This window comes from Brachybacterium rhamnosum (assembly GCF_039526185.1).
Classification (GTDB): Bacteria; Actinomycetota; Actinomycetes; order Actinomycetales; family Dermabacteraceae; genus Brachybacterium; species Brachybacterium rhamnosum.
This window is the reverse complement of the sequence record NZ_BAAAIS010000003.1, coordinates 98819-117927: the sequence shown is the minus strand read 5'-3', so window position 1 is coordinate 117927 and position 19109 is coordinate 98819. Positions and strand designations below refer to the sequence as shown.

17 protein-coding genes are annotated in these 19109 nt (G+C 74.0%); 7 read left to right on the top strand and 10 right to left on the bottom strand.

All coding sequences use genetic code 11. From position 1 onward, the window contains the following. Positions 1-38 precede the first annotated feature (38 nt). The 5 genes from ABD080_RS10625 (at position 39) to map (ending at position 4842) form a co-directional block, all read left to right on the top strand. Positions 39-1091 (top strand): glutathione S-transferase family protein, encoded by a 1053-nt coding sequence (locus ABD080_RS10625; protein WP_168198095.1) that lies wholly within the window; start codon positions 39-41, stop codon positions 1089-1091. A 58-nt stretch (positions 1092-1149) separates the two neighbouring features. Beyond that, entirely contained in the window at positions 1150-2037 is an 888-nt protein-coding gene (locus ABD080_RS10620; protein WP_343904812.1) for an ABC transporter ATP-binding protein, read from the top strand. Then, positions 2034-2843, top strand: coding sequence for an ABC transporter permease (locus ABD080_RS10615; protein WP_343904810.1), 810 nt, complete (start codon positions 2034-2036; stop codon positions 2841-2843). The genes ABD080_RS10620 and ABD080_RS10615 overlap by 4 nt, the downstream gene beginning before the upstream one ends. Before the next feature lie 128 nt (positions 2844-2971). Beyond that, a complete protein-coding gene (locus tag ABD080_RS10610; protein ID WP_343904808.1) occupies positions 2972-4024 on the top strand; it encodes a COX15/CtaA family protein in 1053 nt (350 codons plus the stop codon). Next, positions 4021-4842, top strand: a complete 822-nt coding sequence (map, locus tag ABD080_RS10605; protein WP_343904806.1) for a type I methionyl aminopeptidase — start codon at positions 4021-4023, stop codon at positions 4840-4842. The genes ABD080_RS10610 and map overlap by 4 nt, the downstream gene beginning before the upstream one ends. A 17-nt stretch (positions 4843-4859) precedes the next feature. Here the strand turns inward: map and ABD080_RS10600 are convergent, their stop codons facing one another. The 7 genes from ABD080_RS10600 to dut form a co-directional block, all read right to left on the bottom strand. Next, the gene (locus tag ABD080_RS10600) at positions 4860-5804 is read right to left on the bottom strand and encodes a phosphotransferase (RefSeq protein ID WP_343904804.1); all 945 of its coding nucleotides are present in this window, start codon (positions 5802-5804) and stop codon (positions 4860-4862) included. 91 nt (positions 5805-5895) lie between these two features. Beyond that, on the bottom strand, positions 5896-7779 hold the full coding sequence (locus ABD080_RS10595; protein ID WP_343904802.1) for a 1-deoxy-D-xylulose-5-phosphate synthase: 1884 nt from the start codon (positions 7777-7779) through the stop codon (positions 5896-5898). Between the two features lie 257 nt (positions 7780-8036). Further along, on the bottom strand, positions 8037-10829 hold the full coding sequence (gene acnA, locus ABD080_RS10590; protein WP_343904800.1) for an aconitate hydratase AcnA: 2793 nt from the start codon (positions 10827-10829) through the stop codon (positions 8037-8039). 301 nt (positions 10830-11130) lie between these two features. Further along, on the bottom strand, positions 11131-12462 hold the full coding sequence (locus ABD080_RS10585; RefSeq protein WP_137770913.1) for a class I SAM-dependent RNA methyltransferase: 1332 nt from the start codon (positions 12460-12462) through the stop codon (positions 11131-11133). A gap of 124 nt (positions 12463-12586) precedes the next feature. Further along, positions 12587-13336 (bottom strand): DUF3159 domain-containing protein, encoded by a 750-nt coding sequence (locus ABD080_RS10580; protein ID WP_343904798.1) that lies wholly within the window; start codon positions 13334-13336, stop codon positions 12587-12589. Further along, a complete protein-coding gene (locus ABD080_RS10575; protein WP_343904796.1) occupies positions 13333-14103 on the bottom strand; it encodes a DUF3710 domain-containing protein in 771 nt (256 codons plus the stop codon). The genes ABD080_RS10580 and ABD080_RS10575 overlap by 4 nt, the downstream gene beginning before the upstream one ends. 1 nt (position 14104) lies before the next feature. After that, positions 14105-14620, bottom strand: coding sequence for a dUTP diphosphatase (gene dut, locus ABD080_RS10570; RefSeq protein ID WP_137770916.1), 516 nt, complete (start codon positions 14618-14620; stop codon positions 14105-14107). A 63-nt stretch (positions 14621-14683) separates the two neighbouring features. Here dut and ABD080_RS10565 point away from each other — a divergent pair, with 63 nt between their 5' ends. Then, entirely contained in the window at positions 14684-15223 is a 540-nt protein-coding gene (locus tag ABD080_RS10565; protein ID WP_137770917.1) for a DUF3093 domain-containing protein, read from the top strand. 139 nt (positions 15224-15362) lie between these two features. On the opposite strand, the gene ABD080_RS10560 is transcribed toward ABD080_RS10565, so the two are convergent. Further along, entirely contained in the window at positions 15363-15662 is a 300-nt protein-coding gene (locus tag ABD080_RS10560) for a DUF4193 domain-containing protein (protein ID WP_137770918.1), read from the bottom strand. Positions 15663-15948: 286 nt separating this feature from the next. On the opposite strand from ABD080_RS10560, the gene sepH reads away from it, so the two are divergent. Further along, entirely contained in the window at positions 15949-17277 is a 1329-nt protein-coding gene (sepH, locus tag ABD080_RS10555; RefSeq protein ID WP_343904793.1) for a septation protein SepH, read from the top strand. A gap of 110 nt (positions 17278-17387) precedes the next feature. Here sepH and ABD080_RS10550 read toward each other — a convergent pair whose 3' ends face one another. Then, entirely contained in the window at positions 17388-18509 is a 1122-nt protein-coding gene (locus ABD080_RS10550) for an alkaline phosphatase family protein (protein ID WP_343904791.1), read from the bottom strand. A gap of 5 nt (positions 18510-18514) precedes the next feature. Next, positions 18515-19090 carry a DUF5998 family protein gene (locus ABD080_RS10545; RefSeq protein ID WP_137770920.1) on the bottom strand — a complete coding sequence of 192 codons (576 nt, stop codon included), beginning with the start codon at positions 19088-19090 and terminating at the stop codon, positions 18515-18517. Positions 19091-19109 lie beyond the last annotated feature (19 nt).

Here is a 19109-nt window from a genome sequence, read left to right as displayed (position 1 = left end):
GCCGGGTCCAAGCGATGACCCTGCACCGAGGAGACCTCATGAGCACGTCCGACGCGAACGACCAGACGGGCAGCTACGTCCACGCCGGGAAGCCCTTCGACCGCGACATGACCTACATCCCCGACCGCATCACCGTCGATGCGCGCGACGGCTGGCCCGTCGAGGCCGGCCGCTACCGCCTCGCCGTCTCCCGGGCCTGCCCCTGGGCGAACCGCACGATCATCTCGCGCCGCCTGCTGGGCCTCGAGGACGCGATCTCCCTCGCGATCGCCGGCCCCACCCATGACAAGCGCTCGTGGACCTTCGACCTCGACGAGGGCGGGGTGGACCCGGTACTCGGCTACGAGCGGCTCCAGCAGGCCTACTTCGCCCGCTATCCCGACTACCCGCGCGGCATCACCGTCCCGGCCATGGTCGACGTCCCCACCCGCGCCGTCGTCACCAACGACTTCCAGCAGATCACCCTCGACCTGGCGACCCAGTGGACCGCGCTCCAGCGCGAGGGCGCCCCGGACCTCTACCCCGAGGAGCGGCGCGGCGAGATCGACGAGCTGAACCGCTGGATGCTGCACCGCGTCAACAACGGCGTCTACAAGGTCGGCTTCGCCGGCACGCAGTCGGACTACGAGCGCGAGTACCGGGAGCTCTGGGCGGCGCTCGACGAGCTCGAGGACCGCCTCTCCCGCAGCCGCTACCTCATGGGCCCCGCGATCACCGAGGCGGATGTGCGCCTCTTCCCGACCCTCGTGCGCTTCGACCTCGTCTACTACTCCCACTTCAAGGCCAACCGGCAGCCGCTGTTCACGATGCCGAACCTCTGGAACTACACGAAGGACCTCTTCCAGACCCCGGGCTTCGGCGACACGATCGACGTCGAGCACATCAAGGAGCACTACTACGCGGTCCAGACGGACATCAACCCCACCCGCGTGGTGCCGCTCGGCCCGGACCCGGCGCCGCTGATCGACCCCCACGACCGCGACCGTTTCCCGACCGACACCTGGGGCCCCGGCGGCACCGCCCCGCAGCCGCCGCTCGCCGCGGAGGTCGTCGATCCCGCGCACACGCCGCTGGTCGTCCGGGGGCGCTGAGCGACGCCCGGGACGTCGAGGCGGCTCCCGGGGACGGGGGCCTAGCATGGGCGCCGCCATGGAAGACCACTCCCCCGCCCTCGTCGCCGAGTCCCTCGCCGTCTCCTTCGGCGAGGTCCGCGCCCTCGACGGCCTCCAGCTCACCGCGCGGCGCGGCGCCGTCACCGCCCTGCTGGGCCCCAACGGCGCCGGCAAGACCACCGCGATCTCCTGCGCGACCGGACTGCTCCGCCCCGGCGGCGGGAGCGTCCGCGTGCTCGGCGCGGACCCCTGGCGCGCCTCCCCGGAGCACCGCGCCCGGGTCGGGGTCATGATCCAGGACGGCGGCCTCACTTCCGGGGCGACGGCCCTGCAGCTGCTGCGCTACGGCGCCGCGATGCACACCCACCCGCTCGACGTCGACGAGATCGCCGAGTACCTCGGCATCACCGGGCCCGACGGGTTCGCCCGCACCCTCGTGCGGCGGCTCTCGGGCGGCCAGCGCCAGCGCCTCGGCCTCGCGCTCGCGATCATCGGCCGCCCCGAGCTGGTCTTCCTCGACGAGCCCACCGCCGGCATGGACCCGGCGATCCGGCGGCGCGTGCGCACCCTCGTGCGCGGCCTCGCGCGCAAGGGCACGGCGGTCGTGCTCACCACGCACCTCATGGAGGACGTGGTGGGCCTGGCCGACGAGGTCCACGTGATCGCCCGGGGACGCACCGTCGCCTCCGGCACCGTCGAGGAGGTCATCGCCTCGCACCGGGACCGTGCGGGCGCGCAGTCCCTCAGCGCCCGCATCGACGCGGTCGACCCGGCCCGACGGGACGCCCTCGAGGACGACCTCCGCGCCGCGGCCGAGCGTCACGGCGCCCGGCTGCGGATCACGGCGGGCGGGGCGGCCGATCTCGAGGCCGTGCTGCTGGACCTCATGGCGCAGGCCGAGCCCGAGCAGGAGACCACCCGATGAGCACGCCCGACCGCACTCTCGACCCCGCCCTCGATCCCGGTTCCCCCGTCCCCGCCGACGGGGCCACCCCCGCTCCGCGCGGCCGGCGCATCCTCGCCCACGCCGCGCTCGAGGCCCGCACCCTGCTCACCAACGGCGAGCAGCTCATGGTGGCGCTGGCCCTGCCCGCGATGGTGCTCGTCGGCCTGCGGCTGCTGCCCGTGGGCCGCATCGACGGCGCCGCCCCGATCGACACCGCGATCGCCGCGACCCTCGCGACCGCCCTCGTCTCGACGGCCTTCACCTCGCAGGCCATCCAGACCGGCTTCGACCGCCGCAACGGGGTCCTGCGCTGGGTCGCGACGACGCCGTTGGGGCGGGACGGCTATCTCGCCGGGAAGATCCTCGCGACGCTCCTCGTGCACGTGCTCCAGGTGCTCGTGCTCGGCACGATCGCGCTCGTCATGGGCTGGCGCCCGGGGATCGGCGGCCTGCTCGCCGCGGTGCCCGTTTGGGCGCTCGGCACGATCGCCTTCGGCGCCCTGGGCCTGCTGCTCGCGGGGCGCCTGCGAACCGAGGGCGTCCTCGCCGCCTCGAACCTCGTCTTCGTGCTGTTCGTGGTCGCCGGGATCGCCGTCCCCGTCACCCGGTACCCGCGGTTCCTCGGAGGGATCGTCGACCTGCTGCCCTCCGGCGCTCTCGGCGAGCTGCTGCGCGCGTGCCTCGCCCACGGCCCGTTCTCGATCGGCTCGGTCGTCGTGCTCCTCGCGTGGGCCGTGGGCGGCACCGCGGCCGTCGTCCGCTGGTTCCGCTGGACCGACGCCTGAGCACCGCCGCGTGCGCGGACGCTCCCGGCACCCCCGGGCGGCCGGCGGGGATGGGATTGGTCCCATCCCGGCGTCGTCGGGACCTTCGGACCCCCGTCGTGCGCGGGCCGGTCACTAGGATCGACCGCATGCCCACCGCCGCTGCCCCCGTCGCGGGCGCCGGGACGCGACCCGAGCGCCACGGCCGCCTGACCACCCTGCCCGAACCCCGCCTCCCAGGGCTCGGTGCCGCCGCCCGCTCCCGGATCGTCGCGATCGTCCTGTGGGCGAACCTCGTGTGCCAGATGGGCATCATCCTCACCGGCGGGCTCGTGCGCCTCACCGGCAGCGGACTGGGCTGCTCCACCTGGCCCAGCTGCGAGCCCGGCCAGTTCACCCCGCGGTACACGCCGGAGTCCGGGATCCACCCGTTCATCGAGTTCGGCAACCGCACCATGACCGGCCTGCTCGGCATCGTCGCCGTGCTCGTCCTGATCGTCACCTGGCGCTGGATGCGGCACCGCGGCCGGGCGTTCCTCCTGCTCGCGGCCGTGCCCCTGATCGGCACCATCGCCCAGGCGCTCATCGGCGCCCTCGTCGTGATCCTCCACCTGCACCCGGGCCTCGTGAGCCCCCACTTCCTCATCTCGCCGCTGCTCGTCGTCGCCTCCACGGTGCTCCTCGTGCGCGCCATGGACGAGGAGGGGCCGCGCCGTCTCGCCGCGCCCCGCGCCGCGGTGTGGGTCTACGCGCCGCTCGCGGCGGCCGGCTTCGTCGTCCTCGTGCTGGGCACGATCGTCACCGGCACCGGCCCCCACTCCGGGGACAGCGGCGACATCACCCGCCTGCTCATCAACCCCGTCGAGATCGCCCGCGCCCACGCGGCCGCCGTGTGGGTCTTCTGCGCCCTGCTCGTGGCGCTGCTCGTGATCCTGCTGAAGGGCCGCGCGGACCGCGCCCCGCGCCGCGCCGCGATCGTCCTCCTGCTGCTCACCGCGCTGCAGGGCGTCATCGGCTACGTCCAGTACTTCGCGGGCCTCCCCGCGGCGGTCGTCTTCCTCCACCTCATCGGGGCCGCGCTCTTCAGCGGCGGCATCGCCTGGGTGGGTGCGGAGCTCGTCACGCGCCGTCCGGCCGCGGGCACGGATCCCGCGGCGCCGGGCGAGCACCCCGAGCCGGTCGCCCCGGAGGGCACGCGGTGATGATCGGGCGGCGCCGCCGCTCCTCGGCCCAGGAGCTGCCCACGCTCGCGCAGGCGCGGCCCGCGGGCGAGTTCGTCGCCTCCGTGCTCTCGCACCTGCGCACCGTGGTCGAGCCGGGCTGGAACCTGCTGGAGGTCGATGCGGAGGCGCACCGCCTGATCCGGGAGGCGGGCGCGACCAGCTGCTACATCGACTACCACCCGGCTTTCGGCGCCTCGCCGTTCGGGCACGTCATCTGCACCTCGGTCAACGAGGGCGTGCTGCACGGCCGCCCCCACGACCGGGTTCTGGCCGACGGCGACCTGCTCTCCCTCGACTTCGCGGTCGAGCTCGAGGGCTGGGTCGCGGACTCCTGCGTCACGGTCCCCGTGGGCACCCCGCGGCCCGAGGACCTGCAGCTGATCCGCGACACCGAGAGCGTCATGTGGGCCGGCATCGACCAGGTCCGCGCCGGCGGCACGGTGGGCGACATCGGCCATGCGGTGATGACGGCCGCGCACGACCTCGGCTACACGATCAACGACCGCTTCGGCGGGCACGGCGTGGGCCGTACGATGCACGAGGCGCCGTTCGTGCCGAACCACGGGACCCCCGGGGAGGGCGTGCGCCTCGTGGCGGGGCAGCTCATCACGGTCGAGCCCTTCCTCGTCCCGACGACCGACCGGCTCGTGGTCGACGAGCGCGACGGCTGGACCCAGCTCTCCGCCGACGGTTCCCGCGGCGCGCACGCCGAGCACACGCTGCAGGTGACCGACGGCGACCCGGTCGTGCTCACCGCCCGCGCGGACGATCCTGCCCCGCGCTCCTCGCTGGGCTGACTCCCCCGCTGCGCCGGTCAGGCGGGCAGGAGGTACGGGGCGGGGTCCCACTCGGCGAGCGAGCGCAGGTAGCCGCCCTGGACGGGATCCGTCCAGCCGTCCTCCCCGGCGTCCTCGAGCACCCAGGTGCCCTCCTCCCACCACTGGTGGTCCAGCGCCGCGGGCCACAGCTCCCGCTCCCGGTCGGTGAGCGTGACGTGCCGCGCGTAGGCGCCGGCCAGCACGTCCCACTCGGCGGGCTCGAGCATGCGCGGCGGCGCGCCGGGCGTCTCGCAGGGGAAGAGCACGAGTGCGAGGGCGAGGTCGAGCAGCCGCGGCTCCACACCGCCGTTGTCCGGGTCCACGAGCACCGCGCCCTCCGGCCGGAACACGAGGTTCGCGGCCTTCCAGTCGGAGCTGACGCCCGTGCGCGGGAGGTCCGGGTCCGCGGCGCGCAGGGCGGGCCAGGAGCGCTCGAACCAGCGGGCGCCGAGCGCGGTGATCGAGGCGTCCGCCGCGGCGGCGCGCTCCGCGGGCAGGGCGCGGTGCAGGATCTCCCGCAGGGTCACGAGGTCCGCCTCGACCTCGGCGCGCACGGTGCTGGGGTGGGCGTAGCGGCGCAGGCCCTCGAGCGGCACCTCCGCGGCATGGAGGCGTCCGAGCAGGTCGCCGGCGGCGCGGAGCTGCTCCGTCGTGCCGCTGTACCGCTCCCCCTCGATGTACGGGTAGAGCACCCACGTCGCGCCGTCGACCTCCTGCGCCTCGGCGAGCGGGACGACCACGTCGACCCCGGCGGCGTCGAGCGCCCGCAGCCAGCGGGCCATGGCGGGGGCGGCGCGCGCGGTGCGCTTGAGCACCGCGTCCTCGCCCGCCCGCGTGCGGCAGCGGTGCACCGCGGCGAAGGGGGTCAGGCTCGCGGTCCCGAGCTCGCTGAGGACGAAGGCCTCGCGGAGACGTGCGAGATCCGCAGTGAGGGTGCTCATGGGCCCCACCCTGTCAGACCGTCACCGCCGGGAGCGAGCGGGCTTCCCCGGGGACGGCTCCGCGGCGTCCACGGTCCGCTCTCCCGCGTGCTCAGCCGAGCACGCGGCGCAGGCTCGCGGCGATCCCCTCGGCGTCCAGTCCGTACGCGGTGAGGATCGCGTCGCGCTTGGCGTGGGGCACGAACTCCTGGGCGAGGCCGAGTGTGCGCAGCACCGGTGCCGGGCGGGACAGGGTGCCCCGAGCGGCGAGGCGCACGGCGAGGGCCGCACCGATGCCGCGCTCGGCGATGCCGTCCTCGAGCGTGACGACGGCGCAGGCGGCGCTCGCGAGGTCGAGCAGCGCATCGCCGAGCGGCAGCGCCTGCACCGGGTCCAGCACGAGGACGTTCGCGCCCTCCTGCTCCGCGGCGACGAGGCGGGCGGCCTCGACGGCTCGGCCCGCGAGGGCGCCGATGCTCACGAGGAGCACGTCGATCGGGGCGTCAGGATCCCCGGCGAGCACGTCGCCCGCGGGGATCGTCGCCGTGGCCGGGAGATCGGGCGGGCAGGCGCCCTTGGGGAAGCGCACGATCGAAGAACCGGAGGTCGCGAGCCCGGAGCGCACCGCTCCCGCGAGCCGCTCGCCGTCCCGCGGCGCCCACAGCGACAGCCCAGGCACCTGCGCGGCGAGGCCCAGGTCCCACACCCCGTGGTGGCTGGGGCCGTCGTCGCCGGTGACGCCCGCGCGGTCGAGGGTGATGAGGACGTCCTCGCCGTGCAGGGCGAGGTCGAGGAGCAGCTGGTCGTGGGCGCGACCCAAGAAGGTCGCGTAGAGGGAGACGACGGGCCGTCGGCCGCCCGCGGCGAGGCCGGCGGCGGTGTCCAGCGCCAGCTGCTCGGCGATGCCGACGTCGAGCACACGGTCCGGCATCTCCTCCTGCATCGGGGTGAGCCCCACGGGGTCGACCATCGCCGCGCTGATCGCGAGGACCTTCTCGTCCTCCCGGGCAGCGTCGAGCACGGCCTCGCCGAGGCGCCGGGTCCAGGTGTCCGCGGCGGCGGGGGCGTCGGTCTCGTCGTCGAGGGCGAAGGGGCCGGTGGCGTGCCACTGGTCCACGGCGTCGGACTCGGCGCGGGCGAAGCCGGCGCCCTTGCGGGTGAGCACGTGCACGACGACACCGGGGCGGGAGGGGTCCTCCGCGGCGCGCCGCGCCTGGCGCAGGGCGACGGCGAGGGCCTCGTGGTCGTGCCCGTCGACCGGCCCCACGTAGGTCAGCCCCAGCGCGGTGAAGACGTCCGTCCCCGCAGGGACGTCCCCGTCGCGCAGCGACGCGAGGTGCCGGGCGAGACCGCCGACGGTCGGGGCGTAGGAGCGGGTGTTGTCGTTGAGCACGACGACGGTGCGGGAGCCGCGGTCCGCCGCGAGCTCGTTGAGCGCCTCGAGGCCCACGCCGCCGGTGAGCGCGCCGTCGCCGATCACCGCGACGCTCGCGCCGTCCTGCCCGGCGAGTCGGTGGGCTCGGTCCAGGCCGTGGGCCCAGGCGATCGAGCCGGAGGCGTGGGAGTTCTCCACGAGGTCGTGGGCGGACTCTCCGCGGTCGGGGTAGCCGGAGGTGCCGCCCGCGCTGCGCAGACCGGGGAGGTCCGCGCGTCCGGTAAGCATCTTGTGGACGTAGGCCTGGTGCCCGGTGTCGAAGACGATCGGCTCCTGCGGGGAGACGAACTCGCGGTGCAGGGCGATCGTCAGCTCGACGACGCCGAGGTTCGGGCCGAGGTGCCCGCCCGTGCGGGAGCAGATCTCGAGCAGTCGCCGGCGCAGGGTGCGCGCGAGCCCGGGGAGCTGTTCGGGGTCCAGGGCGCGCAGCGCGGCGGGGTCCGCGGGGATCGCGACCTCCGCGGGGGCGACCTCGGCGTGGGCCGACGGCGCCGTCGGCAGGTCGCTCGGCGCGGCGGTGCGCATCAGCGAGGTGAAGGAGCGCTGCTGGGTGGTGGGCACGCGCGTTCCTCCCAAGGAGGTCGGGGACGGGACCAGCCCAGCGTACGACTCCCTGACCAGGATCGACGGGAGGCATGGTCACATCTGTGCATATCTTCACCGGGGATTCACGGCGTACGGGAGCCATCTGCAACAGGGTGCAGATCCTGTGCTCAGGGGTGCTCGTATCCCCGCGCCGGGCCACCACCGCCGCCCCCGAACGACGGCGCCCCGCCCACCAGGAGGTGGACGGGGCGCCGCTCAGAGCGCGGTGATCGTCAGGCGGCGACCAGCGAGCGGAGCACGTACTGCAGGATGCCGCCGTTGCGGAAGTAGTCCGCCTCGCCGGGGGTGTCGATGCGGAGCACCGCGTCGAACTCGACGACGGAGCCGTCCTCCTTGGTGGCCTTCACGGCGACCGTCTTCGGCGTGGTGCCCTCGTTAAGCGCGGTGACACCGGAGATGTCGAAGGTCTCCGTGCCGTCCAGGCCCAGCGACTCGGCGTTCTGGCCCGCGGGGAACTGCAGCGGGAGCACGCCCATGCCGATGAGGTTGGAGCGGTGGATGCGCTCGTAGCTCTCGGTGATGACGGCCTTGACGCCCAGGAGCTTGGTGCCCTTGGCGGCCCAGTCGCGCGAGGAGCCGGTGCCGTACTCCTTGCCCGCGAGGACCACGAGCGGGATGCCCTGCTCGGCGTAGGCCTGCGCCGCGTCGTAGATGAACTCCTGCTCGCCGGTCAGGAAGTTCTTCGTGTACCCGCCCTCGACGCCGTCGAGGAGCTGGTTCCTGATGCGGATGTTCGCGAAGGTGCCGCGGATCATCACCTCGTGGTTGCCGCGGCGCGAGCCGTAGGAGTTGAAGTCCTTGCGCTCGACGCCGTGCTCGCGCAGGTAGCGACCGGCCGGCGAGTCGGCCTTGATCGAGCCCGCGGGCGAGATGTGGTCGGTCGTCGTGGAGTCGCCGAGCTTGGCGAGCACGCGGGCGCCCGTGATGTCCTCGACCGGGTCCGGGGTCGCGCCCATGCCCTCGAAGTACGGGGGCTTGCGCACGTAGGTGGACTCCTCGTCCCACGCGAAGGTCGCGCCCTCGGGGGTGTCGAGCCCGCGCCAGCGGTCGTCACCGGCGAAGACGTCCTTGTAGTCCTCGGAGAACATCTCCTGCGTGATGTTCTCGCCGATGACCCGCTCGACCTCGGTCGGGTTGGGCCAGATGTCGCGGAGGTAGACGTCGTTGCCGTCCTTGTCCGTGCCCAGCGCGTCGTTCTCGAAGTCGAAGTCCATCGTGCCCGCGAGCGCGTAGGCGATGACCAGCGGCGGCGAGGCCAGGTAGTTCATCTTCACGTCGGGGTTGATGCGGCCCTCGAAGTTGCGGTTGCCCGAGAGCACCGCGGTGACGGCGAGGTCGTTCTCGGCGATCGCCTCGGAGATCTCCGGCGCGAGCGGGCCGGAGTTGCCGATGCAGGTGGTGCAGCCGTAGCCCACGAGGTGGAAGCCGAGCTGCTCGAGGGCGGGCCAGAGGCCGGCCTTCGTGTAGTAGTTCGTGACGACCTGCGAGCCGGGGGCCATCGAGGTCTTCACCCAGGGCTTCGCCTCGAGGCCCTTGTCCACGGCGTTCTGCGCGAGCAGGCCGGCGGCCATCATGACCGAGGGGTTCGAGGTGTTGGTGCACGAGGTGATCGAGGCGATCGAGACGATGCCGTGGTCGATCGTGTAGTCCGCGCCCTTCACGGCGGTGGGCTGCGAGGCGCGGCCCGTGACGTGCTGGTGCTCGGGGGCGGGGCCGCCGGACTCGTTGTCGGAGTCGGGGGTGGCCGGGTCGGAGGCCGGGAAGGAGCCGTCGCCGTTGCTCACGGCCGGGTGGCCGGTCGCGTAGGAGGGCAGCACCTCGCGGAAGGACTCCTTGGCCTCGGACAGCACGATGCGGTCCTGGGGGCGCTTGGGGCCGGCGATCGAGGGGACGACGGTGGAGAGGTCCAGCTCGAGCGTCACCGAGTACTGCGCCTCGGTGGACGGGTCGTGCCACAGGCCCTGGCGCTTGGCGTAGGCCTCGACCAGCGCGAGCTGCTCCTCGGAGCGGCCGGTGAGGCGCAGGTAGTCGACGGTCACGTCGTCGATCGGGAAGATCGCGCAGGTCGAGCCGAACTCGGGGCTCATGTTGCCGATGGTCGCGCGGTTCGCGAGCGGCACCTGGGCGACGCCCTCGCCGTAGAACTCGACGAACTTGCCGACGACGCCCTGCTGGCGCAGCATCTCGGTGATCGTGAGCACGACGTCGGTCGCGGTCGCGGCGGCGGGGATCTCGCCGGTGAGCTTGAAGCCCACGACCTGCGGGATGAGCATGGAGACCGGCTGGCCGAGCATCGCGGCCTCGGCCTCGATGCCGCCCACGCCCCAGCCCAGCACACCCAGGCCGTTGACCATGGTGGTGTGGGAGTCGGTGCCGACGCAGGAGTCGGGGTAGGCGCGCAGCACCGGCGCCTCCCCGTTGACGGACACCTCACGGGTCATGACGGTGCGGGCCAGGTGCTCGATGTTGACCTGGTGGACGATGCCGGTGCCCGGGGGGACGACCTTGAAGTCGTCGAAGGCGGTCTGGCCCCAGCGCAGGAACTGGTAGCGCTCGCGGTTGCGCTCGTACTCGAGCTCCATGTTCTTCTCGAGCGCGTCCAGGCGGCCGGCCACGTCGATCATGACGGAGTGGTCGATAACCATCTCCGCGGGGGCGAGCGGGTTGATGCGCTCGGGGTCGCCGCCGAGGTCCTGCACGGCCTCGCGCATGGTGGCGAGGTCGACGACGCAGGGCACGCCGGTGAAGTCCTGCATGATCACCCGGGCCGGCGTGAACTGGATCTCGACGGAGGGATCCGCGGTGGGGTCCCATCCGGCGAGGGCGCGCACGTGCTCGGCGGTGATGTTCGCGCCGTCCTCGGTGCGCAGGAGGTTCTCGAGGAGGATCTTGAGGCTGTAGGGAAGCTTCTCAGCGCCATCGACGGCGTCGAGGGCGTAGATCTCGTAGTCGGTCTCGCCGACGCTGAGATTCTGCTTCGCGGAGAACGAATCGACTGTGCTCACGGGGCACACTCCTTCATGTCGTGGGCGAACTCGTCCATCGTAATCGCGGTCACAGCGTCGCGGAGCGGACTGCACGGACTTCTCCGTCGGCGCCGGAATGACGCGGCGATCACGGGGCGAGGGGCCACGGACCAGTTATCTTGACGTCAAGATAACCCTAGCACGCAGGGCACTCGTCCGGCGGAGCCTCGCCGCCGCCACACTGCGGCGGGGCCGTGAGTTCCGCCGCCAAGGGCATGCTCACCGCATTAGCGAATTCCTGCGTCCCGATATTCGAGTGGGCACGCCGGAGTGCGCCTGATCAGCGCAGCGGGCGCTCCAGGACGGTCACCGACTCGACGTGATGGGTGTGCGGGAAGAGGTCGAAGACGCGCAGGTCCACGATGCCCCAGCCCGCCTTCTCCGCGACGGCGAGGTCCCGGGCGAGGGTCGACGGCTCGCAGGAGACGTAGACGATCCGCTCCCGCACGACCTTCGTGAGCAGCTCCATGAGCTCCGCCCCGGCGCCCGAGCGCGGCGGGTCCAGCACGACGACGTCGACGCCGCCGCGACGCGCCCGCACCCAGTCGGTGACGTCCGCGGTCGCGGTGGAGACCTGCCGGAGGTCCTCGAGGTTCTCCGCCGCGAGCTGCGAGGCCCGACGGTTGCCCTCGACGCTCACGACCGAGCCGTCCTGGCCCACCTGCTCCGCCGCGGCCGCGGCGAACAGCCCGACACCGCCGTAGAGGTCCCAGACGCTGCCGCCTCGGGGCGCGGCGAGATCACCGGAGACGACCTCCGTGAGCAGCTCCGCGGCCCGACGGTGCACCTGCCAGAAGCCCGTCGCCGCGACGGTGAACAGCCGCTCCCCCACACGCTCGGTGACGGTGCCGTCTCCTCGCAGCGGGGTCAGCCCCTGCGCGGTGCGCACGGCGACGTCGGCGTCCCCCCACGAGTCCGGGATGCTCACCGAGGCGGGGTCCAGCTCCCGGCCGATCAGGACGACCGCGGGCGGGCCCGCCGAGGGCGCGACGACGTCGATCGCCTCGACGCCCTCCGGCGCGGTCCACGAGCCGAGGTCCAGGTCGCGGATCGCCTGGGCGGCGAGAGGGTTCTCCCCCACGGACCGCACCTCGTGGGAGCGCCAGCCGCGCATGCCCACCGCGCCGTCGGCGTCCACCGCGAAGCGCACGCGGGTGCGCCATCCCAGTCCGTCCATGTCATGGGTGGCCGGCTCGACCTGGACGTCCTCGATCGGGTAGCTCGTCACGCCGGCGCGCTGGAGCAGCTCCTGCATGACCTCGGAGGCGATGCGGCGCTGCGCAGGGAGGGCGATGTGCGCCCACTCCGCGCCGCCCACGCCGTCCACGCCGGCCTCGGCCCATACGGAGGGGACACGGTCCACGCCGGCCTCGAGCACGTCGATCGCCTCGGCGCGCCAGAAGCGCGCGTCGGCCGCCTGCTCGGGGTCGTCGAGCAGACGGGCGGTGACGGTCTCCCCGGGAGCGGTGCCGCGGACGAAGACCACACGACCCTCGTGGCGGGCGACGAAGGTGCCGCCGGCGGCGGGACGCTCGGCGGTCAGCGAGAGGAGACGGCCCTGCGCGGCGGCGTCCTCGACCGTGCGCTCCGGCTCGGAGTCCGTGGCGTTCATGCGTCCCGCTCCCTTCCCGCGGCGGCACCCGCCGCGGACTCGTTCATGTCCGGGCCAGTCTCCCACCCCGATGATCGCGATGCGGACGCACCTGGCGCCGTGGCGGCGGATCGGGATCGATTCTTTACCCGGCGCGGTGCGCCGGTCCGTCCTGCGCTCGTGCCGCCCGGCGCGCGAGCAGCGACCGGTGCATGAGCCAGACCAGATAGGCCACCACGGCGAACAGCGGCAGACCCATGGCGAGCTTGGCCACGCCCATCGCCGCGACCTGTCCCGCGAGCAGCAGCGGGACCTGCACCGCGAGCTTCGCGGCGTACAGACCGGCGAACAGCCAGGTCGCACGGGTGTAGACACGGCGGGCGTCGGGGTCCTGCGCCCAGTCCTCGACCCGTGGGTCGAGCGCGCCCACGACGAGGCCGATGAGCGGACGACGGGCGAGCACCGAGACCACGAGCAGCACGAGGGTCACGACGTTGATCGCGATGCCTGGCGCGTAGAAGTCGGTGCCGTCGCCCGAGCGGAGCGCGAGCACCGCGCCGAGCGCCACCCCGATCAGCCCGCCGAGGACGGTCTGCGGGCTCTGCCGCTGGACGAGCCGCGCCACGAGCGCGACGACCACCACGGCGACCGCGACGACCGCCGCGACGGCCACCGAGCGGGTGACGACGAAGAGCACGACGAACAGGAGCGTGGGCGCGACGGACTCGGCGATCCCGCGCGGACCGCCGACGGCGTCGCGCACCGAGAACTCCTCCTGGCGCAGCACGCCGCCCAGGCCGCGGGCGCGCCGGTCCTCGGCTCCGTCCTGGCGCTGCCCGCCGCCCGGGGCGGATCCGCTCCCCTGCTCCGGCGTGCCGCCGTCGGCGGCGCTCATCCGATCTGGGTGATCTCGGGACCGCGCGCGAGCGGGTCGAGGAGCTCGTCGGGCGCAGCGGAGGTCGGCGCGACGCGCTCCCCCGGCAGGTGCAGGGGGATGAGCTCCTGCGGGGCCATCGCCTCGTGCCCGCGGACCACGACGAGCCGCGAGATCAGCGTCTCGAACTCCTTCGCCTGCGCCGGGTCGCCGAGCGCCTTCCCGGTGAGGATCGCGCGGAGGAACCAGCGGGGACCGTCGACGCCCAGGAAACGGGCGGGTCGGTAGCCGGTGCGGCCGTCGGAGCGCTTGACGGGCAGTCGCGTGATGAGCTCGGTGCCGAAGGGGCCGGGGCGGGTCTCCGCCGTGCCGCCCTGCCCGACCACGGAGTCGCGCAGGGAGGTGCGCACCTCGTCCCAGAGCCCGCTGGCCTTCGGCGCCGCGAAGGCCTGGACCTGGAGCGAGGAGCCGCCCAGCACGAGGTTCGCGCCGGTCACGGCGTTCGTGCGCTGGTCCACCTCCATGCGCAGCTCGAGACCGTCGATCCCCGGGACCTGGATGCCGCCGAGGTCGATGCGCTCCTCCTCTGGCGCGTCGGAGGCGTCGTAGGGGCCGTCCTCGAGGTGCGCGGCGCGCCCCTGCTCCTTCTCGGCGTCGGCCGTGTCACCGGCGTCGACAGCATCGGCCTTCGCGGCGCCGGCAGCGGTCCCTGTGCCGTCCGCGGTCCCGACCCGGGACTCGTCGACGTCCTCGGCGGCCTTCCTGCCGCGGCGGGAGAACAGTCCCATCTCAGGCCACCTCCCCGTCCGTGGCGGGCCCGAAGCCGCCGCTCGACCCGAAGCCGGAGGCCGCCCGCTCGGTGTCGTCGAGCTCCTCGACGGTGCGCAGGACGGGGGCAAGGAAGGGGACCACGACGAGCTGGGCGATCCGGTCGCCGCGTCGCAGCGCGAAGGGCTCGGCGGGATCGGTGTTGTGCAGCGCGACCTTGATCGGCCCGCGGTAGCCGGCGTCGACGACGCCGGGGCCGTTGAGCACGGTGACGCCGTGGCGGGAGGCGAGGCCCGAGCGCGGGCACACGAGGCCCACGGTGCCGGGCGGGAGGGCGACGGCGAGACCCGTGTCCACGAGCGCACGGCCGCCCGGGGCGATCGTGAGGTCCTCGGCGCTCGAGAGGTCCAGGCCGGCGTCGTCCGCGTGGGCGCGGACGGGGGCGACGGCCCCTTCGGCCAGGCGGAGGCGCAGCTCGGGTGCACCCTCCGCGGGGACGGCGCCCGCGGCGGTGGCGGTCGGGGTGGTGGAAGGCATGGGACCCAGGGTAGGCGCTCCGTGCTGAGGAGTGGTCCAAGCTCTGCGTGAGACGATGGGGGCATGTCCGACGCCGCCGAGGGGAGCTCCCCCGCCGCCCCGATCCCCCCTGATCCTGCCGTCCCGTCCTCCCGTGCGGGGACCCGGCCGGCCGCCGCTCCGCCGGGCGCGCCCCTGCACCGTGAGCGCCTGCTGCCCGGGATCGGCACCTGGATCGTCATCATCGCCGTGGGAGCCATGTGCGGCGTGGTGCTCGTGCCGCTGGGCGCCACGCTCGCGCTGGTCGTCGGGATCGTCGGGATCGTCGTGGCCGTCGTGCTCGGGGTGCTCACCGCTCCCGTGGTCGAGGTGAGCGGGGGGCGCCTGCGCGCGGGACGCGCGCAGATCGAGGTGGGGCTGCTGGGGACTCCCGAGGAGCTCGAGGGCGAGGACTGGCAGCGCACGATGGGCGTCGGCTTCGAGCCCCTCGCCTTCCACCTCACCCGCGGCTGGATCCGCTCGGGCCTGCGCGCCGAGGTGCTCGACGAGGGCGATCCCACGACCGCCTGGGTCGTCTCGACCCGCCGTCCCGAGGATCTCGCGCTCGCCCTGCGCAGCGCCTGAGCCCCGCGAGCCCGGCCGCCGCGCGGCGGCCGCTCTTTCCTGATGCCCCTCTCCCCTGATGCACCGACGGCGCCCCTCCTCCCGGAGGGGCGCCGTCGGCTCTGACCCGCGATGCGGGGGTGATGCTCTGCGGATGCGCTCAGGCGGCGCACTCGGTGCAGATGATGAGGGTCCCCTCGACGTGGTCGATCTGGCTGCGGTGCTTCACGAGGAAGCAGCTGGCGCAGGTGAACTCGTCGGCCTGCCGCGGCAGCACGCGGACGGAGAGCTCCTCACCGGAGAGGTCCGCGCCGGGCAGCTCGTAGGAGTCCGCGGCCTCCGCCTCGTCCTCGTCGACCACCGGCGTCGCCGCCTTGTTCGATCGACCCTTGAGCTCCTCGATCGAGTCGTCGTTCGACTCGTCGTCGTTCTTGCGCGGTGCGTCGTAATCTGTGGCCATCTACGGTCCGTTCCTGGTGGTGGTCCGGGGGATGACGGGGGCGAGCTCCGCCGTCCTCCGGGGGTGGATCCTCGGCTGTGCGCAGGCGCCCGTCCCCTGCGGGCCGATGCGCGACACAACGCCGAATGCGGCGGCATTATTGCAGACCGCCCGGCATGCGACAACACGGGTCCCACGCGTCCCCTCCACCGGGCGCGGCGCATCAGCGAGTTCCCTGCGCGACACGCTATGTTCGGCGTCTAGACTCGGTCCACGTTCCGACCAGGCACCGACGGAGAGGACGACGATGCGCGAGCTCGAGCTCGACGGGATCCACGACGACGGGGAGCACCTCATCCTCCTCGACTCCGATGGTGAGCGGTACACCCTGCGCATCGACGAGGCGCTCCGCGCCGCCGTCCGGCGCGACCGACCGGCGCTGGGCATGATCCAGGCGGCCGACGCCGCCCCGCTCAGCCCCCGCCAGATCCAGGGCCTGCTGCGGTCGGGACGCAGCGCCGAGGAGATCGCCGAGCTCGCGGCCATCACCGTCGAGCACGTGCGTCGCTACGAGGGCCCGGTGCTCGCCGAGCGCGAGTGGACCGCGGGCCGTGCCCGCACCTTCCCCGTGGGACGCGGCGGCCCCTCCCTCACCTCCGTGGTCTCCGAGCGGCTCGCCGCCCGTCAGGCCGCCGAGGACGTCGCCTGGGACGCCTGGCGCCGCCCGGACGGCACCTGGACCCTCGAGCTGAGCTTCAACGCCGCCGGTCGCACCCGGCAGGCGCACTGGGTCGCGGATCTCGACAACCGCTCCCTCGCCCCCGTCGACGACGAGGCGCGCTGGATCAGCGACGAGGACGCCCCCGTCGAGCCGTCCCGCGGCCGCACCCGTCTGATGGCGGTCAAGAGCTCCGTCTACGACCTCGAGGCCGACGGCTCCTTCGACGAGTCCGCCGGGCCGCGCCGCGGCGCGGCCGAGCGCTCCGCCCATCCGGCCGCCTTCGACGAGGCCGAGCTGGACGCGCTCAACGCCCGGCGCGGGCTGCGGTCGGTGCCGCCGCTCGAGGACGACGACTCCGCCGGCGTGTGGAGCACCCTGGACGAGGACGTGCCGCGGAGCACGCCGTCGCGCGGGATCACCGGTCCGGCCGACGACGCCGACGCCGACGCCGACGCCGACATCGTGCCGTCCGCCGACCGTGGCCTGGACGCCGATCCGGACCTCGACGCGCAGCGGGACCATGCGGGAGCGGCCCCCGAGGAGGAGGACCCCTTCTCCGAGGACCTGACGGACGACGCCGCGACCGCCCCCTCCGGCGAGGGCGAGCTCGAGAACGAGGACGGCGCCCCCGCCCCGGAGCCGCTCCAGTACCAGGACACGGTGGACCTCACCCAGGACCTCACCCCGCTCCCCGGCTTCGACGACCCTCGTGACGAGGACGCGGGAGCCACCGAGGACCCGTCGGTCCCCGACGCCCCAGGCGCCGATGGGCACGATGAGGACACTGCGGAGAGCACCGGGAAGCCCGAGCAGAAGAGCGCCCCCGCCCTGAAGAAGGCGTCCAAGCCCGCGAAGAAGGGCCGCGCCTCGATGCCGAGCTGGGACGAGATCGTCTTCGGCGCCAAGCACGACTGAGCGGCTCGACCGCCCACCTCGGCAGCGGCTCCGTCCTCACGGGCGGGGCCGCTGTCGTCGTCCTCGGTGCCCGACGTCTCCCGTGATCCGTCGTCCCGGGGACCCGGCGCTCAGGCCTCCGTGCGCAGCAGCGGGACGAGCGCCTCGCGCGGCGTGAGCGACCCGTGCACGCCGACCAGCTTCCGTGCGCCCTCGGGGCGGCGGGAGAAGTCGTCGACACCCCAGCGGCCGCGGGCGAGCACGAGGACGTCCGGCACCCGTCCGGCGGCGACGGCGGAGGGCTCGGCGCCCTGCGGACCCAGCAGACCCGAGCCGAGCACCTCGTCGCGGGTGAGCACGAGGGCGCGGTCCACGAGCAGCTCCGCGAGCCCCGCCGCGAGCAGCGGCGCCTCGTCCCGCTCGCGCACGGCGAGCGCGAGCGCACGGGCCTCCCCCGCGACGGTGCCAGCGAGCCGCTGCAGCGACGGATGGTCGGCGAGGTCCACGGTGTGCGCGGGGTCCGTGTCGACCATGCCGTGGTCCGCGGTGACCGTGACACGGGTGCCCGAGGGCAGGCGCCGCAGGAGGGTGCCGAGCAGGGCGTCCGCCTCGGCGAGCGCCTCGCGCCAGGCGTCGGAGTCCGTGCCGTGGTGGTGCCCCGCATGGTCGACGTCGTCGACGTGCAGGTGCACGAGGCCGTCCGGGCCGGCGCGCCGCACGGCCACGAGGACCGCGTCCGCGCGGTCGTGGCGGCCGTGCCCCTGGAAGTCCCAGCCGCGATAGGCGACGCGGCTGAGGTGCGAGCCCTGATGCTTCGCGGGGGCGACCTGCACGGCGCGGCGGGGGTGCTCCTCGAGCAGCCCGGGCAGCGGCATCCACCGCTGCGGGTCGATCCCGGGCTCACCGGTGATCTGGTTGACGGCGGTGCCCGTCGCGGGATCGATGGCGGTGTAGCCGAGCACCCCGTGCTCGAGCGGCGCCAGGCCCGTGTGCAGCGACACCATGGCGGTCGCCGTCGTGGAGGGGGCGACGGTGCGGATGCGCTCGGTGCTCCCGGCGAGACGGCGCAGGGTCGGGGTCAGCGCGCGGTGCTCCTCGAGCAGCTCGGCGCCGAGGCCGTCGATCAGCACGACGACGTCGCGCCCACGGGCGTCGGCCCGGGCCAGCGGGGCGACGACGTCGAGCAGCGCGGGACGGGCGCCCGCCGCGAAGGGCGGCGGCAGCAGGTCGGAGGGCCAGTCGGCGGGCTGCACCGGGCTCAGGAGTCGAGCGCGTCGACGGCGTCGAGCAGCAGACCGTGGAAGGCGAGCGCCTCCTGGACGGCGGCCTCGCCGTCGGCGAGCGCGCTCACCCGCAGGGCGAGGTCCGAGGGGGCGACGGTGCCGCTGAGGCCGTGGTCCACCTGGCAGGACGGGTCGCCGCAGTCCGCGCGCTCGAGGTCGACGCGACGGGTGCCGCCCCAGGTGATGCCGAGCGTCACCTCGGCCTCGCTGCCCCGCACCCTCGTCCCCTCGGTGTCGAAGACCTGGGAGAGCCCGGTGCCGGTGACGCGGCTGAGGCGGATGCGCTCCGTGGTCGCGATGACCTGGCTGGGGTTGAGGTCGTCCGCCGGGTCGTCGTCGAGGTGGCTGACGAGGAGGTGGCGGGGGGTCAGCACGAGCACTGTGAGGTGGCGGCGCACCTCGGGGCCGTCGAAGGTGGTCTCCGGCCGCACCAGGTGCCCCAGCACGGGGGCGCCGCGCAGCGACAGGGCGAGCGAGCCGCCGGCCGTCTGCGGGAAGTAGCCCGCGGTCTCGAGGTCCGCGGTCAGGGAGGCGGGGAGCGCGGTCGTCATCCTCCGATTGTCCCATGCG

Bases quoted from the DNA above. Each gene is read 5' to 3' on its own strand.
- ABD080_RS10625 (WP_168198095.1), top strand. From the start codon at position 39: ATGAGCACGTCCGACGCGAACGACCAGACGGGCAGCTACGTCCACGCC.
- ABD080_RS10620 (WP_343904812.1), top strand. From the start codon at position 1,150: ATGGAAGACCACTCCCCCGCCCTCGTCGCCGAGTCCCTCGCCGTCTCC.
- ABD080_RS10615 (WP_343904810.1), top strand. From the start codon at position 2,034: ATGAGCACGCCCGACCGCACTCTCGACCCCGCCCTCGATCCCGGTTCC.
- ABD080_RS10610 (WP_343904808.1), top strand. From the start codon at position 2,972: ATGCCCACCGCCGCTGCCCCCGTCGCGGGCGCCGGGACGCGACCCGAG.
- ABD080_RS10600 (WP_343904804.1), bottom strand. From the start codon at position 5,804: ATGAGCACCCTCACTGCGGATCTCGCACGTCTCCGCGAGGCCTTCGTC.
- ABD080_RS10585 (WP_137770913.1), bottom strand. From the start codon at position 12,462: ATGAACGCCACGGACTCCGAGCCGGAGCGCACGGTCGAGGACGCCGCC.
- ABD080_RS10580 (WP_343904798.1), bottom strand. From the start codon at position 13,336: ATGAGCGCCGCCGACGGCGGCACGCCGGAGCAGGGGAGCGGATCCGCC.
- ABD080_RS10575 (WP_343904796.1), bottom strand. From the start codon at position 14,103: ATGGGACTGTTCTCCCGCCGCGGCAGGAAGGCCGCCGAGGACGTCGAC.
- dut (WP_137770916.1), bottom strand. From the start codon at position 14,620: ATGCCTTCCACCACCCCGACCGCCACCGCCGCGGGCGCCGTCCCCGCG.
- ABD080_RS10565 (WP_137770917.1), top strand. From the start codon at position 14,684: ATGTCCGACGCCGCCGAGGGGAGCTCCCCCGCCGCCCCGATCCCCCCT.
- ABD080_RS10560 (WP_137770918.1), bottom strand. From the start codon at position 15,662: ATGGCCACAGATTACGACGCACCGCGCAAGAACGACGACGAGTCGAAC.
- sepH (WP_343904793.1), top strand. From the start codon at position 15,949: ATGCGCGAGCTCGAGCTCGACGGGATCCACGACGACGGGGAGCACCTC.
- ABD080_RS10545 (WP_137770920.1), bottom strand. From the start codon at position 19,090: ATGACGACCGCGCTCCCCGCCTCCCTGACCGCGGACCTCGAGACCGCG.